This is a genomic window from Massilia sp. BGA-UO-ETr-WB1, assembly GCF_059567845.1.
Window position 1 is genome coordinate 1 of record NZ_JCAQOT010000024.1, and the last position, 16,139, is coordinate 16,139.

The 16,139-nt window shown below is 64.5% G+C and carries 11 protein-coding genes and 2 pseudogenes; 5 read left to right on the forward strand and 8 right to left on the reverse strand.

Annotation, left to right across the window (positions count from 1 at the left end; genetic code table 11):
- The 3 genes and pseudogenes from AC56DV_RS13090 to ssb all read right to left on the reverse strand — a co-directional run.
- Window positions 1–1,081, reverse strand: a pseudogene (locus AC56DV_RS13090) (heme utilization protein); the annotation flags it as partial.
- Window positions 1,082–1,096: 15 nt separating this feature from the next.
- Window positions 1,097–1,171, reverse strand: a pseudogene (locus tag AC56DV_RS13095) (hypothetical protein); the annotation flags it as partial.
- A 693-nt stretch (window positions 1,172–1,864) separates the two neighbouring features.
- Window positions 1,865–2,365: a single-stranded DNA-binding protein gene (gene ssb / locus AC56DV_RS13100; RefSeq protein WP_057154034.1), complete on the reverse strand. Its 501-nt coding sequence runs from the start codon at window positions 2,363–2,365 to the stop codon at window positions 1,865–1,867.
- 245 nt (window positions 2,366–2,610) lie between these two features.
- Between ssb and uvrA the strand changes: the two genes are divergently transcribed.
- On the forward strand, window positions 2,611–5,472 hold the full coding sequence (gene uvrA / locus AC56DV_RS13105) for an excinuclease ABC subunit UvrA (protein ID WP_496314732.1): 2,862 nt from the start codon (window positions 2,611–2,613) through the stop codon (window positions 5,470–5,472).
- A gap of 4 nt (window positions 5,473–5,476) precedes the next feature.
- Window positions 5,477–6,388: an AraC family transcriptional regulator gene (locus AC56DV_RS13110; RefSeq protein ID WP_496314733.1), complete on the forward strand. Its 912-nt coding sequence runs from the start codon at window positions 5,477–5,479 to the stop codon at window positions 6,386–6,388.
- A gap of 7 nt (window positions 6,389–6,395) precedes the next feature.
- On the opposite strand, the gene AC56DV_RS13115 is transcribed toward AC56DV_RS13110, so the two are convergent.
- A complete protein-coding gene (locus AC56DV_RS13115; protein ID WP_496314734.1) occupies window positions 6,396–8,195 on the reverse strand; it encodes a DUF885 domain-containing protein in 1,800 nt (599 codons plus the stop codon).
- Between the two features lie 208 nt (window positions 8,196–8,403).
- Between AC56DV_RS13115 and AC56DV_RS13120 the strand changes: the two genes are divergently transcribed.
- Window positions 8,404–9,837, forward strand: coding sequence for an aldehyde dehydrogenase family protein (locus tag AC56DV_RS13120; protein ID WP_496314735.1), 1,434 nt, complete (start codon window positions 8,404–8,406; stop codon window positions 9,835–9,837).
- A gap of 30 nt (window positions 9,838–9,867) precedes the next feature.
- Here the strand turns inward: AC56DV_RS13120 and AC56DV_RS13125 are convergent, their stop codons facing one another.
- The 3 genes from AC56DV_RS13125 to AC56DV_RS13135 form a co-directional block, all read right to left on the reverse strand.
- On the reverse strand, window positions 9,868–10,545 hold the full coding sequence (locus tag AC56DV_RS13125; RefSeq protein WP_496314736.1) for a 2-hydroxychromene-2-carboxylate isomerase: 678 nt from the start codon (window positions 10,543–10,545) through the stop codon (window positions 9,868–9,870).
- A 210-nt stretch (window positions 10,546–10,755) separates the two neighbouring features.
- Window positions 10,756–11,373 carry a TetR/AcrR family transcriptional regulator gene (locus AC56DV_RS13130; protein ID WP_496314737.1) on the reverse strand — a complete coding sequence of 206 codons (618 nt, stop codon included), beginning with the start codon at window positions 11,371–11,373 and terminating at the stop codon, window positions 10,756–10,758.
- A 94-nt stretch (window positions 11,374–11,467) separates the two neighbouring features.
- Window positions 11,468–13,324, reverse strand: a complete 1,857-nt coding sequence (locus AC56DV_RS13135; protein WP_496314738.1) for a phosphoenolpyruvate carboxykinase (GTP) — start codon at window positions 13,322–13,324, stop codon at window positions 11,468–11,470.
- 343 nt (window positions 13,325–13,667) lie between these two features.
- Between AC56DV_RS13135 and AC56DV_RS13140 the strand changes: the two genes are divergently transcribed.
- On the forward strand, window positions 13,668–14,672 hold the full coding sequence (locus AC56DV_RS13140) for a D-2-hydroxyacid dehydrogenase family protein (RefSeq protein WP_496314739.1): 1,005 nt from the start codon (window positions 13,668–13,670) through the stop codon (window positions 14,670–14,672).
- Between the two features lie 78 nt (window positions 14,673–14,750).
- On the opposite strand, the gene AC56DV_RS13145 is transcribed toward AC56DV_RS13140, so the two are convergent.
- Window positions 14,751–15,503 carry an L-asparaginase gene (locus AC56DV_RS13145; RefSeq protein ID WP_496314740.1) on the reverse strand — a complete coding sequence of 251 codons (753 nt, stop codon included), beginning with the start codon at window positions 15,501–15,503 and terminating at the stop codon, window positions 14,751–14,753.
- Between the two features lie 116 nt (window positions 15,504–15,619).
- On the opposite strand from AC56DV_RS13145, the gene AC56DV_RS13150 reads away from it, so the two are divergent.
- Complete coding sequence (locus AC56DV_RS13150) at window positions 15,620–16,105, forward strand: asparaginase domain-containing protein (RefSeq protein WP_496314741.1); 486 nt, start codon at window positions 15,620–15,622, stop codon at window positions 16,103–16,105.
- Window positions 16,106–16,139: the final 34 nt, after the last annotated feature.

The window sequence follows — 16,139 nt, forward strand, 5'->3', positions numbered from 1 at the left end:
CCACCGTTTCCATGGCGGCCAGGTTGGCGGTCGACAGGGCGGCGATCTGGCGCGAGGTCAGGCCGGACGCCTGGGTGCTGCTCAGGGCGACGATCTGGGTGGTGGTCAGGCCGTTGGCGATAACGTTGGTGCTCAGCGCGCCCATCTGCGAGCTGGTCAGCGCGGCGATCTGGGTGGTGGTCAGCCCGGCGAACTGGCTGGTGCTCAGGCCGGCGATGGCGCTGGTCTTCAGGGACACGAAGTCCGCCGTTTCCATCGCTGCCAGATCCACCGTTTCCATGCCGGCCAGCTGGCCGGAAGTCAGGGCGCCGGCTTGGGCGGTGGTCAGGCCGATCACCTGCGCCGAGGTCAGCGCGGCCATCTGCGACGAGGTCAGCGCGGCAATAGTGCCCGTCTTCAGCGCGGCCACGTCCACCGTTTCCATGGCGGCCAGGTTGGCGGTCGACAGGGCGGCGATCTGGCGCGAGGTCAGGCCGGCGGCCTGGGTGCTGCTCAGGGCCACCACTTGCGCGGTGGTCAGGCCGTTGGCGATGACGTTGGTGCTCAGCGCGCCCATCTGCGAGCTGGTCAGCGCGCCGATCTGGGTGGTGGTCAGCGCAGCGAACTGGCTGGTGCTCAGGCCGGCGATGGCATTGGTCTTCAGAGCCTGGAAGTCAACCGTTTCCATGGCGGCCAGGTTGGCCGTGGTGAAGGCGCCGACTTGCGCCGAGGTCAGGCCAGCGACCTGGCTGCTGGTCAGGCCCAGCACCTGGGTGGTGGTCAGCGCGCTGGCGATGACGCTGGTGGTGAGGGCGCCCAACTGGCCGGACGTCATGGCGCCAACCTGGCTGGAAGTCAGGTTGGTGAACTGAGCCGTGCTCAGGCCGCCGATGGCGGAGGTCTTCAGGGCCGCGAAATCTTTCGTTTCCAGGACCGACAGGTTGGCGGTGGTCATGGCCGCCAGCTGGCTGGAACTCAGCACAGCCGCTTGCGAGCTGGTCAGCGAAGGGATCTGGTTGGTCGTCAGCGCCACATTGATGTTGGCGGTGGTCAGGACCGCAACTTGCTGCGTGGTGAGCCAGGAGATCTGATCGGACGTCAATGTCCGGACGTCATCAGTAGTCAACCCCGCAATATATTCAGTCGACAGGGCGCGAATCTGCGATGAGTCTAAAAGACCGATGTTGGACATTTTCCATTCTCCTTGGAACTACAGACAGCAAAAAATTTATGAAAGCAGCACCGTGACCAGTACGTCGGGGGCAGCTCAAGCTAAGTTGGTACTGCTACTACCAGCCGGTGCCAAGCGCCTCGCGCCCTACCAGCCTTGACGGCAAGTGCCCATGTTTACGTTCTTAACGTCAACTTTGGGCGAAACCTTTAGTGCTCGCCGGCTTTATCCGCCGCCCCATCCGGGCAGACAATTTCAGCAGGCTTATGTGCAAAGCGACCTTAAACACTGTTTCGTTAAGTAAACTTTGCGGGGTGAGGCAAAAACCACTTGAGGCGTCTGCAGACTGGTATTTTTTCCGTCGCCAGTCTGCGGGCCAGCCTAGGAATTACGATTCTCACCGGCAAGTATATCGTACTTAATTTCCCTGCTGCACTTATTTTCGCTATCTCAAACGCATTTCATGTGTTCAAAAGACAAGATTAAAATTGCTTGTAGACAGCATAGTAAGCAGCTTGAAGAGGCTCTCATGGGGAAAGTACAGGGGTAAACCGGACGCATATCACAATGCGCAATGGCGGCCCGTGCGCAGGGCGCGCGCCAAGTGTTGTTTGTGGGCACAAAAATGCTGACCAAAAAGCAAAAACCCCATAACTTCAATACGTTATGGGGTTTTTGACATGTTGCCCGCAGCAGCGGGCGGGACTGGGGATCTTAGAACGGGATGTCGTCGTCCATGTCCGAGAAGTTCGGCGCAGGACGCGGAGCCGGGCGCGGGGCCGGAGCCGGGGCTGGTGCCGGACGTGGTGCTGGCGCCTGGCGCGGGGCCGGGGCGTCGTAGCTGCCGCCGTCGTCCATGCCGGCGTCGCCGCCCATGCCCTGGCGGCCGCCCAGCATTTGCATCTGCTCGGCGATGATGTCGGTGGCGTATTTCTCGACGCCGTCCTTGTCGGTGTACTTGCGGGTCTGCAGGCGGCCTTCGACGTAGACAGAGGAACCTTTTTTCAGGTACTGGCCGACGATTTCAGCCAGGCGGCCGAAGAAGGAAATACGGTGCCACTCGGTTTGCTCTTTTTGCTCGCCGGTGTTGCGGTCTTTCGACTTGTACGAGGTCGCAACGGCAATGTTGGCGATCGCATCACCGCTAGGCATGTAGCGAATTTCCGGATCGCGGCCCAGATTGCCGACGATGATGACTTTGTTGACTGATGCCATGTATAACTCCTGTTGAACTGCGGCCGCACGTAGCGGGCTGACGTTGACCTAAAGGATGATTATAAGCCAAGGCAGGGCCCCACCCGCGCCCATTTTTTCAGAATACTGGTATTATATACAGTATAAATGTCCGGCGGCCTTGACCTGCGTCAAACAGCGCAAGGCGGCGCGGACCAAACCCCGCTATAGTAACGGGTTCACCCGCTTGCCCCTGCAGTTAGCTACCTTTACCCAAGGCTCAGACAATGGAACAGATCCGCATCCGCGGCGCACGTACGCACAACCTCAAGAACATCAACCTCGATCTGCCGCGCAACAAGCTGATCGTGATTACCGGGCTGTCCGGTTCCGGCAAGTCCTCGCTGGCGTTCGACACCCTGTACGCCGAGGGCCAGCGCCGCTATGTTGAATCGCTGTCGGCCTACGCGCGCCAGTTCCTGCAACTGATGGAAAAGCCGGACGTGGACTTGATCGAGGGCCTGTCGCCGGCCATCTCCATCGAACAGAAGGCCACCTCGCACAACCCGCGCTCGACGGTGGGCACCGTGACCGAGATCCACGATTATCTGCGCCTGCTGTTCGCGCGCGTGGGCACGCCCTACTGCATCAACCACCCGACCCACGCGCTGGCCGCGCAGACCGTGTCGCAAATGGTGGACGCGGTGCTGGCCATGCCCGAGGGCACCAAGCTGATGATCCTGGCGCCGGTGGTGGCCAACCGCAAGGGCGAGCATGTGGACCTGTTCGAGCAGATGCAGGCCCAGGGTTTCGTCAGGTTCCGGGTGCAAAGCGGTACGCATGACGCAAAAATCTACGAAGTGGACGACCTGCCCAAGCTGAAGAAGACCGAAAAGCACACCATCGACGTGGTGATCGACCGCGTCAAGGTGACGCCGGAAATCAAGCAACGCCTGGCCGAGAGCTTCGAGACCGCGCTGCGCCTGGCCGACGGCCGCGCCGTGGCCTATGAAATGGACACTGCGCAGGAGCATGTCTATTCCAACAAGTTTGCCTGCACCGAGTGCGGCTACTCGCTGCAGGAGCTGGAACCGCGCCTGTTCTCGTTCAACAACCCGATGGGCGCCTGCCCCGAGTGCGATGGCCTGGGCCATATCGAGTTCTTCGATCCGAAGCGCATCGTGGCCTTCCCCAACCTGTCCCTGGCTTCGGGCGCCGTCAAGGGCTGGGACCGCCGCAACCAGTTCTACTTCCAGATGCTGACCGCGCTGGCGGCCTACTACGAGTTCGACCTGGACACGCCGTTCGAGCAATTGCCGAAGAATGCGCAGGAAGCCGTGCTGCACGGCTCCGGCAAGCAGTCCATTCCGTTCGCCTATATCAATGAGCGCGGCCGCACGGTGGTCAAGGAGCACACCTTCGAGGGCGTGGTGAACAACCTGTCGCGCCGCTACCGCGAAACCGATTCGATGGCGGTGAAAGAGGAACTGGCCAAGTTCATCAACGAGAAGGAGTGCCCGTCCTGCGCCGGCGCGCGCCTGCGCACCGAAGCGCGCTACGTGAAGGTGGGCACCGGCAAGCAGCAGCGCGCCATCTTCGAGCTGTCGCGCAAGCCGCTGCGCGATTCGCTGGAATACTTCGAAACGCTGAAGCTGACCGGCGCCAAGCGCGAGATCGCCGACCGCGTGGTCAAGGAGATCATCTCGCGCCTGAAGTTCCTCAACAACGTGGGCCTGGACTACCTGTCGCTGGACCGCAGCGCCGACACCCTGTCCGGCGGCGAAGCGCAGCGCATCCGCCTGGCCTCGCAGATCGGTTCCGGCCTGACCGGCGTGATGTACGTGCTGGACGAGCCGTCCATCGGCCTGCACCAGCGCGACAACGACCGCCTGATCGACACGCTGAAGCACCTGCGCGACATCGGCAACAGCGTGCTGGTGGTGGAGCACGACGAGGACGCGATCCGCACCGCCGACTACATCGTCGACATGGGCAAGGGCGCCGGCGTGCACGGCGGCGACGTGATCGCCTCCGGCTCGCTGAAGGACATCCTGAAGAACAAGGACTCGCTGACCTCGCAGTACCTGAGCGGCGCGAAGAAAATCGAAGTGCCGAAGAAGCGCCACCCGTTCGACGAGGAGCGCCAGCTGGTGATCACCGGCGCCACCGGCAACAACCTGAAGAAGGTGACCCTGCAGCTGCCGGTCGGCCTGATGACCTGCATCACCGGCGTGTCCGGCTCGGGCAAGTCCTCGCTGATCAACGACACGCTCTACCCCGCCCTGTCGCGCCACCTGTACGGTTCGCAGACCGAACCCTCGCCGCACGATTCGATCAGCGGCCTGGAACACTTCGACAAGGTGATCGCGGTGGACCAGGCGCCGATCGGCCGCACGCCGCGCTCGAACCCGGCCACCTACACCGGCCTGTTCACGCCGATCCGCGACCTGTTCGCCACCGTGCCGACCGCCAAGGAGCGCGGCTACAGCGCCGGGCGCTTCTCCTTCAACGTCAAAGGCGGCCGCTGCGAAGCGTGCCAGGGCGACGGCGTGATCAAGGTGGAGATGCACTTCCTGCCGGACGTGTACGTGCCGTGCGACGTCTGCCACGGCAAGCGCTACAACCGCGAAACGCTGGAGGTGCATTACAAGGGCAAGAACATCACCGAAGTGCTGGACATGACGGTGGAGGACGCGCACGAGTTCTTCAAGCCGGTGCCGGTCATCGCGCGCAAGCTGCACACCTTGCTGGACGTGGGCCTGGGCTACATCAAACTGGGGCAGAGCGCCACCACGCTGTCCGGCGGCGAGGCGCAGCGCGTCAAGCTGTCGCTGGAGCTGTCCAAGCGCGACACCGGCCGCACGCTGTACATCCTGGACGAGCCGACCACCGGCCTGCACTTCCACGATATCGACCTGCTGCTGAAGGTGATCCACCGCCTGCGCGACCAGGGCAACACGCTGGCCATCATCGAGCACAACCTGGACGTCATCAAGACGGCGGACTGGATCGTGGACCTGGGGCCGGAAGGCGGCGCCGGCGGCGGCCAGATCATCGCCGCCGGTTCGCCGGAAGACGTGGCGGCCAATCCGGACAGCGTGACGGGCAAATACCTGATCCCGCTGCTCAAGCCGGCCAGGAAGAAGTAAAGCCATGGAAGGAAGCGCCGCGCCACTGCTCGATCGCATGATCGCCGTCGTGGCGCGGCTGCTGCCGCACGACGGCCGCGCCGAAACGGCGGTGCCCTTCCTGTCGCTGCTGCGCTCCTCCCAGCCCACGCCCGTCACGCGCGGCGTGCTCAAGCCCTCGTGCTGCGTGATCCTGCAAGGGCACAAGCGGGTGCACCTGGCCAGCGAAGTGCTGGACTACGGCCCGGGCCAGTACCTGGCCGTGTCGGTCGACCTGCCCGCTTCCGGCCACGTGGTCAGCGCCACGCCGCAGCAGCCCTACCTGTTAATGAATATCGAATTCGACCCGGCGGAAATCGCCGCCGTGGTGCTGGAAGCGCGCATCGACATGCACGACGGCGCGCAGCCGGTGCGCGGCGCTTTCGTCGGCACCTGCGACGCGGCCTTGCAGGACGCCTTGTGCAAGCTGGTGTGCCTGCTGGACGCGCAGGACGCCCCGCCGCAGGAAGCGGCCTTCCTGGCGGTGGGCCTGAAACGGGAAATCATCTACCGCCTGCTGACCGGTCCGCACGGCCGCCAGCTGTATCAGAACGTGGTGTTGGACCAGCAGGACCGCGGCATCAGCAAGGCCATCGCCTGGCTGAAGGAGCGCTACAACCAGCCGGTGCTGGTGGAGGAGCTGGCGCAGGCCACCAATATGAGCGTCTCCACCCTGCACCACCGCTTCAAGGCGGTAACCACCATGGGGCCGATGCAGTACCAGAAGCAGCTGCGCCTGCAGCAGGCGCGCAGCCTGCTGCTGAACGGCGACACCGACGCCGCCACGGCGGCCTACCAGGTGGGCTACGAGAGCCAGTCCCAGTTCAGCCGCGAGTACCGGCGCCTGTTCGGGGCGCCGCCGATGCAGGATGTGAAGAGGCTGCGCTCGGCGGTGTGATGGCGGGTTATTGCGCGGTAATGCGCGTGGCGCCTTTCTTCTCCGTCTCCACCCACTCCTTGATGTGCGACTCCAGCACGTCCATCGGCAAGGCGCCCGCGCCCAGCACCTGGTCGTGGAACTTGCGGATGTCGAACTGGCCGCCCAGTTCCTTCTTTGCGTAGTCGCGCAGCGACAGGATTTTCAGCTGGCCGATCTTATAGCCCAGCGCCTGGCCCGGCCAGACGATATAGCGGTCGGTCTCGCTCTGCACGTCCACTTCCTCGATGCCGGAATGGTCGTGGAAGAAGTCCACCACCTGCTGCCGGCTCCACTTCTTGTAATGCAGGCCGGTGTCCACCACCAGGCGGATCGCGCGCAGCATTTCGTCCTGCAGGTGGCCGTAGTAGCTATAGGGATCCTTGAAGAAGCCCAGCTCCTGGCCCAGGCGCTCCGAATACAGCGCCCAGCCTTCGGCGTAGGCGGTGTAGTTGCCCTGCTGGCGGAAGCTCGGCAGCGCTTCGATTTCCTGCGCGATGGCGATCTGCATATGGTGGCCCGGCACGCCCTCGTGCAGCGCCGTGGTCTCGATGCCGATGGTGGAGCGCTTGGCGAAGTCGCCGGTGTTGACCATCACGCGGCCGGCGCGCTTGCCGTCCGGCGAACCGGGCATATAGGAAGCGGCGGCTTCGCCCTTCTCGCGGAACTCCTCTACCCGGCGGATCTCGACCTTACCCTTGGGCAGGATGCCGAACTGCTGCGGCAGCTGGGTGTACATCTGATCCGTGTATTTCTGGTACAGGTCGACGATCTCCTGGCGCGATTTCGGATGCAGCTTGGGATTGGCGGCCAGCGCCTTGTTGAAACTCTTCAGATCCTTGAAACCCAGCTTCTGCGCCACGCCCAGCATCTGCGCCTCGATGCGCGCCACCTCGGCCAGGCCGAGCTGGTGGATCTCTTCCGGCGCCATGTCGGTGGTGGTGGAGGACTTGGCCTTGAAGCTGTAGCGCGCAGCGCCGTCCGGCAGCGACCACATGCCCACCTCGGTGCGGCCATGCGGCTGGTACTTGGTCTTCACGTACACGGCCAGCTTCTTGTAGGAAGGCGCCACGTCCTTCTGGATCGCGGCCAGGATCTCCTTGCTCAGGCGCGCCTTGTCGGCGGCGGAGAAGTCTTTCGGGAATTTCTTCAGCGGCTCGGCGAACGGCGAAGCGCCAGCCTTCATGGCGGCCACGGTTTCGCACTGCTTGACGATTTTCGGGATCAGGAACTTGGGCGGCATCAGGCCCTCGCGCACGCCGTTCTCCATCTGCACGCGGGTCTGCTCGAACAGGGCCGGCAGCGTGCGCAGGCGCTTGATGTAGTCCTCGTAATCCTTCACGGTCTCGAACGGCAGCGCGGAAACGATCTGCGGCAGATCGATGTGCACGCCGGAGTTCTGCGCCAGCGGCATTTGCCAGTCCTTGAAGCGCGCGCCCTCGGCACTCTCCCGCAACTGGCGCAGCATCAACTCATGATTGAGCTTCTCCTGCAGCGGAAAACCGGAACTGTCGATGGCTTCGAAGCGCTTCAGGAATTCCAGCGTGGCCCTGGTGTCGGCTTCGATGCCGGCTTGCGAAAAATCGGACCACTTGTCGTTGTAGCGTTTGTCGCCCAGCAGCGAGGCCCACTCCGGGCTGTTGCGCATGGTGTATTCCCACTGCTCCTTGATCAGGCTGTTGAGCGCGGCGCGGCGGTTTTCCAGGTCGGGCGCCTGGGCGTGGACCGGGCCGAGGATGAGGGAAAACAGCAGCGCGCTGGCGGCGCCGAGGCGGTTCATTTTGGTCATGGTGGCCTACGAAAAAAAGGGTGAGCGTGCACTGTAAATGCACAAACCGCCGGCAGCGGGCGGTTTGTGACGAAACGTTAAAACAAAGGCATGGATTGCACAATGGCGGGACCGGCAGAATCAGGCAAACATGCGGCAGGAATGGCACTGCCGCACGCGGCCTGCGCTTCCTAGAATGGCTGCACGACATTCAACAGGAGCGGACAGCATGCGCATCATCGACAAAATCTACATCAACGGCCAGTTCACCACCCCGCACGGCACAGAGCTGGCAGACCTGGTCAATCCCAGCACCGGCCAGTTGGCGGGCCGGGTCCGGCTGGGCGACGCGGAGGATGCGCGGCGCGCCATCGCCGCCGCCAAAGCGGCATTCCCCTCGTTCTCCCGCAGCAGCATCGCGCAGCGCGGCGAGTATTTGCAGCGCCTGCACGACGCGGTGCTGGCGCGCGCGGACGAAGCGGCCGCCGCGCTGATGGAGGAATACGGCGGCACCTGCGCCAGCAGCATCGGCCGCTCGCAGTACACGGCGAAGATGTTCCTGGACGTGAAGCGGGTGATGGAAGAACACGCGTTCGTGAAAACCGTGGGCAAAGCCACCGTGGTGCTGGAGCCGGTGGGCGTGGTGGGCGTGATCACGCCGTGGAATTCCAGCGCGTGGTTCGTGGCCAACAAGCTGGCCACGGCGATTGCCGCCGGCTGCACGCTGGTGATCAAGCCCAGTGAACTGAGCGCCCGGCAGACGCAGATCCTGGCCGAATGCCTGCACCAGGCCGGCCTGCCGCCGGGCGTGTTCAACATCGTCAACGGGCGCGGCGACGTGGTGGGCGCGGAGCTCAGCGCGCACCCGGACATCAGCAAGATTTCCTTCACCGGCTCCACCGCCGTGGGCAAGGCCATCGCGCGCGCCGCGGTGGACAGCATGAAGCGCGTGACGCTGGAACTGGGCGGCAAAAGCGCCAACGTGCTGCTGGACGACGCCGACTTCGACAAGGCGGTGCCTACGGCGATCCAGGCCTGCTATATGAACAACGGCCAGGCCTGCATCGCCGGTTCGCGCCTGCTGGTGCCCGCGCACCGCCTGCAACAGGTGAAGCAGCTGGCCATCGCCGCCGCCGAAGCGGTGGTGGTGGGCGATCCGCGCGATCCTGCCGTCACATTGGGGCCGATGGTCACGCGCAAGCAGTTCGAGCGCGTGCAGCACTACATCCGCAGCGGCATCGAGCAAGGCGCCGAGCTGCTCACGGGCGGCCCGGGCCAGCCTGCGGGCCTGGAGCAAGGCTGGTTCGTCAAGCCCACCGTGTTCGCCAACGTGACGCCGGACATGACGATTGCGCGCGAGGAGATCTTCGGGCCGGTGCTGTCCATCCTCACCTACGACACCGAGGAGCAGGCCATCGCCATGGCCAACGACACGCCTTACGGCCTGCAAGCCTACGTCAGCTCCACCGACCTGGCGCGCGCCGGCCGCGTGGCGGCGCAGCTGGTGGCGGGGCGGGTGCACATCAACGGCGTGCACGACGACCTGATCGCGCCGTTCGGCGGCTTCAAGCAGTCCGGCATCGGCCGCGAGTTCGGGCCGTACGGGCTGGACTCCTACCTGGAGCCGAAGGCCATCCTGGGCGAGGCCTCGCAATACGCCTGACCTGCACGCCTGACCTGTACGCCTAGGCCGCTAAGCCTGCACGCGCGGCGCGGTGCGGTGACCAAGGCTGGAGACCACCTTGGGCTTGCGCGCCCAATAGCTCCACGACACGCCGCCGCCGGCCAGCCACGCTTCCAGCTGGCCGAAACGGTCGAAGCCCCAGAACGGCTCCTTGTCGGCGATGACGAAGGGCGAGCCGAACACGCCGCGCGCCATGGCGGCGGCGGTTTCCTGCTTCAGCAGCTCCTTCACTTCGCGCGTGCGGATGGCGGCCAGCAAGGCCTGGGCAGGCACGCCCAGGCCGGCCGCGATACCGCCCAGCCCCTCGTCGTCCGCCACGTCCACGCGGTCGGCGAAATAGGCCTGCAGGCAGCGCTTGGCAAAGCGCACCGCCAGTTCATCGCCGAATTCCTGCCGTATCCACAGCATGGCGCGCGGCGCGCCCAGCAGCAGCTGCGGGAAGGTGGCCGGCTGGCGGTAGACGATGCCGTGCTGGCGCGCGGTGCGGTCCATGTCGTGCTGCACGTAGTTGCCCTTGATGGGCACCATCGGCAAGGGCATGCCGCCGGTGGTCTCGAACACCGCCGCCATCATGATGGGATGCCAGCGCACTTCGCGCCGGTGGCGCGCCGCCAGCTCATCGATGCAGGTGGCGGCGAAGTAGCCGTAGGGCGAGCCGAAGTCGAAGTAGAAATCTATCGGTTCCATGGCGGCCCTCTCAGCACAGGCCGAATTCGTCGTTACTGTCCGGCAGCGCACGCAGCGCATCCACCAGCCGGGGGCTGAACAGCAGGCAGCAGGCGACGACGGTGAGGAAGATGGCTTTGGTCATGATGCTCTCCTTTTTCGCACGGGTGTGCGAAACTAGTTGAAAAAAAACGGCGGCGCAACCGGCCACCGCGTTGTCGGCTGCGGCCGTCATCCGTGGTAGGTGAAGCTTTTATACGTTGAAATCAGGCGGCTGAACGCCAGCATCATGCGGTCCGGCGCGGCCGGGTCGCGCATGAAGCGGGTATCGTGCAGCAAGCCCACGATCAGGCAGGAAATCTCGAACACCAGCTGTTCCGCATCGGTATCGGGCCGCAGATGGCCCAGTTCCATGGCCTGCCGCACGGTCTTGCGCAGCGAGGCGCGCCAGCGTTCCACGCCTTGCTGCAGGCGGTCGCGCAGCGCGCCGTCCAGGTCGTCGAACTCGAACGCGCCCGCCGTGTACAGGCAGCCGGAGCCCGGGCCGGTGTCGCGGCAGCGCATGATCCAGCGCTCCACCTGCGCCACCAGGCGCGGCAAGCCGGGCGCCAGCTTGAGCGAGGGCATGAACACATCCTCGGCGAAGCGGCGGTCGTACTCGTCCAGCACGTCGCCCTGCAAGGCTTCCAGCGAGCCGACGCGGGAAAACACGCCGCTCTTGCTGATGCCGGTGCGCTTGGCCACCTCGCCCAGCGACAGCTTGCCGATGCCGTCGGCCGCCGCCATCTGGTAGGCGGTGCCCAGGATGGTGGTGTAAGTGGCTTCGCTTTTGCTGGAAAGAGTGTTCATGCCCAAACTTTAGCACACCTGTGCGAAATGTAAACAAAATAAGCAAAAAAAATGGCGCGTCCGAAGACGCGCCATTTTTCGGGATGCTGCCTGCTTAGTTGGCCAGGCGCTTCTCGATTTCAGCCTTGGTGGCCACCAGTTCCTGCGGCAGGTGGTAGGCCAGCTTCTCGAACAGCTCGGCGTGCAGCTTCAGTTCTTCGGTCCAGGCGTTCTTGTCGATCGAGGTGATCTGGTCGAACTGCTCCTGCGTGAAGTTCAGGCCGTCCCAGTTCAGGTCCTTGAACTCGGGGGTCACGCCGAACACGTTTTCCACGCCGCTGGCCTGGCCGTCGATGCGTTCCAGCATCCACTTCAGGACGCGCATATTGTCGCCGAAGCCGGGCCAGACGAACTTGCCGTCGGCGTCAGTGCGGAACCAGTTCACGCAGTAGATCTTCGGTGCGTTGGCGCCGACCTTCCGGCCCAGGTTCAGCCAGTGCTGGAAGTAGTCGCTCATGTTGTAGCCGATGAACGGCAGCATGGCGAACGGGTCGCGGCGCACCACGCCCATCTGGCCGGCGGCGGCGGCGGTGGTTTCGGAACCCATGGTCGCTGCCATGTACACGCCTTCCACCCAGCTGCGCGCTTCGGTCACCAGCGGCACGGTGGTGGAGCGGCGGCCGCCGAAGATGAAGGCCGAGATCGGCACGCCGGCCGGGTCGTCCCAGGCCGGGTCGATGACCGGGTTCTGGGTGGCGGCCACGGTGAAGCGCGCGTTCGGGTGGGCGGCCTTGGTGCCGGAGGCCGGGGTCCAGTCCTTGCCCTGCCAGTCGACCAGGTGCGCAGGCGCTTCCTTGGTCAGGCCTTCCCACCACACGTCGCCTTCGTCGGTCAGCGCGACGTTGGTGAAGATGGTGTTCTCGCCCAGGCAGGCCATGCAGTTCGAGTTGGTCTTGGTGTTGGTGCCGGGGGCCACGCCGAAGTAGCCCGCTTCCGGGTTGATGGCGTACAGGCGGCCGTCCGCGCCCGGCTTGATCCAGGCGATGTCGTCGCCGATGGTGGTCACTTTCCAGCCGTTGAAGCTGGCAGGCGGGATCAGCATGGCGAAGTTGGTCTTGCCGCAGGCCGACGGGAAGGCGGCAGCCACGTAGTGCTTCTTGCCTTCCGGCGACTCCACGCCCAGGATCAGCATGTGCTCGGCCAGCCAGCCGGCGCTGTTGCCGGACTGCGCTTCCTGGAAGCCCATGTTCGACGCGATGCGCAGCGCGAAGCATTTCTTGCCCAGCAGCGCGTTGCCGCCGTAGCCGGAACCGTAGGACCAGATTTCGCGGGTTTCCGGGAAATGCACGATGTACTTGGTGGCGTTGCATGGCCACGCGACGTCCTTCTGGCCTTCGGCCAGCGGCGCGCCCACGGTGTGGATGGCAGGCACGAAGTCGCCGTCCGTACCCAGCACGTCGTACACGGCCTTGCCCATGCGCGTCATGATGCGCATGTTGACGGCCACGTAGGGCGAATCGGACAGCTCGACGCCGATGTGGGCGATCGGCGAGCCCAGCGGGCCCATCGAGAACGGCACCACGTACAGCGTGCGGCCGGCCATGCAGCCGTCGAACAGGCCGTTCAGGGTGGTGCGCATTTCGGCCGGGGCCATCCAGTTGTTGGTGGGGCCGGCCTCTTCCTTGGTTTTCGAGCAGATGAAGGTGCGGTCTTCCACGCGCGCCACGTCGGTGGGGTCCGAGCAGGCCACGTAGGAATTCGGACGCAGTTCCTGGTTCAGCTTTTTCATCGTGCCGGCGGCCACCATTTCGCCGCACAGGCGGTCATACTCTTCCTGCGAGCCGTCGCACCAGTAGATGCGGGCCGGACGGGTCAGCGCGGCCACTTCGGCCACCCAGTCGATGAGTTTCTGGTGTTTGATGTAAGCTGGGACGTTCAGTGCTGCAACGCCAGTCATAACGGGCTGATTCATAGTACCTCCAATGCCAATAAAGAATTCTTGTCTTGTCCCGGCACGGCAGATCGTCGTCAGCTTGTGGCTTGCGCTCGGAAAGGCATTCTTTAATGCTTCGGCGGTACGGCGGTCATGTCGGTGCGCCCTCACCGGGCGCGCAGCACCAATTATGTAACAGTGCTGATGGAACGTATTGCGGGAACCCACTGTCGGGCTCCAAATTGCTGGGGATTGTACACCCGGGCCCCCGCGATTCAGCCAAATTTGTAGGAAAATTGGTTGACTGAAGTAGTAAGCTATTCTGGAAATTATCAAACCCGTTATTTCGCTACGAAACCCTGTCAAAAACCCTTGCACAATTATGAAGATAGCAATTCTCGACGACTACCAGGACGCCGCGCGCAGCCTGGACTGCTTCCGTTTGCTGGACGGCCATGATGTCAAAATATTCAACAATTCCAGCCGCGGCGTGGGCCAGCTGGCGGCCCGGCTGGCGCCGTTCGAGGCGCTGGTGCTGATACGCGAGCGCACCGAATTCTCCCGCGCGCTGCTGTCCAAGCTGCCCAATCTGAAGCTGATTTCGCAGACCGGCAAGGTCAGCGGCCACATCGACGTGGCCGCCGCCACCGAGCTGGGCATTGCCATCGCCGAAGGCGTCGGCTCGCCCACCGCGCCGGCCGAGCTGACGTGGGCGCTGATCATGGCGGCGCAGCGCAAGATCGTGCCGTACGCGGCCAACCTGCGGGCCGGGCTGTGGCAGACCGTGTCCAACCTGCCGGAATACAACACGGTGGGCACGGTGCTCAAGGGCCGCACGCTGGCGATCTGGAGCTACGGCAAGATCGGCAAGCTGATCGCCGGCTACGGCAAGGCTTTCGGCATGAAAGTGATGGTCTGGGGCGGGCAGGCCAGCCGCGACGCGGCGGTGGCGGACGGCTACACGGCGGCCGCGTCGCGCGAGCAATTCTTCGCCGAGGCGGACGTGCTCAGCCTGCACCTGCGGCTGGCCGACGGCACGCGCGGCATCGTCACGGCGGAAGACCTGGCGCGCATGAAGCCGGGCGCGCTGTTCGTCAACACCAGCCGCGCCGAGCTGGTGGCCGACGGCGCGCTGGAAGCGGCGCTGAAGCTGGGCGCGCCGGGCGCCGCCGCGCTGGACGTCTACGTGGACGAACCGCTGCCGCAGGACAACGTGCTGCTGCGCATGCCCAACGTGCTGGCCACGCCCCACCTCGGCTACGTGGAAAAGGACAGCTACGAGCTGTACTTCCAGCACGCCTTCCAGAACCTGCTCGACTTCACCAACGGCAACTGCAAGACCATCCTCAACCCCGCCTACGCCGCCCATCCCCGCCAAGCGAACTGAGCCGCATTCGGGGACTCGGCGTCCCCGTCAGACCCCGAATGCGGCTCAGTTCGCCTAATCGGGAACAGCTGACGGCTCTCAGGTTTCGGGGATGCCGGTGAGGTTGGGACGGGGCATGGGCATGGCGTGGACCTTGGTCCACAGGCCGGCCCAGCCGGGCGGCCAGGCGAGGTCGGGGCCGCTGTACGGCGGCAGCGTGGCGCGCACCGGGATCACCGGCACCGGCGGCATGTCCGTCAGCGGGCCGCCGTCGGGTCGCGCCATGTCCAGGCTGTACATATAGCCCGGCAGCAGCTTGTCGCAGACGTGGGCGAACCAGGCGGCGTGGTCTTCGTCGCGGCCCAGCGCCTGCGCCAGGCCTTGCGGGTCGAAACGGGCCAGCGCGTCGATCAGCTCGCTGGTGCCGGCGCCCGGCGTGTCGCCCCAGCCCATCACCGGGTTGACGTTGTAGTCGGCGCCCGAACCGTACCAGCCTTCGCGCCAGGAACGCTGCATCCAGTCGCGCGGGCCGGTGAACAAGTGCCAGCGCCAGTGCAGGCCGGACGGCTTGGGCCAGGAGTACAGGTACAGCTTTTGATAGCCGGCCCGGTGCAGCTCGCGCACCATGGCCATCAGCCGCGCGTGCGGCATGCGGTCCGGCGGCGCGCGCCGGAACAGGATGGCCTCGCCGTCGGCAAACTGCACTTCGTCGGTGGACAGGTTCAGGTCCAGCGTGCGCGACTCGCTGCCAAAGCGCGCGGCGATCCAGCCGGTCAGCAAATTGACGGCCGTGATCACGCCATAGCCGCGATGGCGGTGGAAAATAACAGTACCGGGTGCGAGCGCTTTCATGGATGCCTGCCGAACAAAAGAAACCAGTGTAGTCGCAGTATGCCGAAGTTTCCAGATGAGTGTCGATCAAGTTATCATGCGCCATTCTCTTGCTCATTCCCTATCACGGATCCATCATGACCTTGCGCATCATCGCCACCGGCGGCACTTTCGACAAGCACTACAACGAACTGAACGGCACGCTGGCCTTCGCCGACAGCCATCTGCCTCAAGCCATCGCGCGGTCGCGCATGACGGTCGGCGCCGCACTGGAGCTGCTGCCGCTGCTGGACTCGCTGGACATGCAGGACGCCGACCGCGAACGCGTGCTGGAATCCTGCCGCGCGGCCGAGGAAAAGGCCATCGTCATCGTGCACGGCACCGACACCATGAAGGAAACCGCCGCCGTGCTGGGCGCGGCCGCGCTCGGCCAGACCATCGTACTGACCGGCGCCATGATTCCCTACGAAATCGCCAATTCGGACGCGCTGTTCAACCTGGGCTTCGCCTGCGGCGTGGCGCAGACCCTGCCGGCCGGCGTGTACGTGGCCATGAACGGCCGCATTTTCAGCTGGGACAACGTGCAGAAGAACCGTGCGGCCGGCGTGTTCCAGCCTCTGTAAAATAAGCTTCATTACTCTCACGATAGGAACCGCA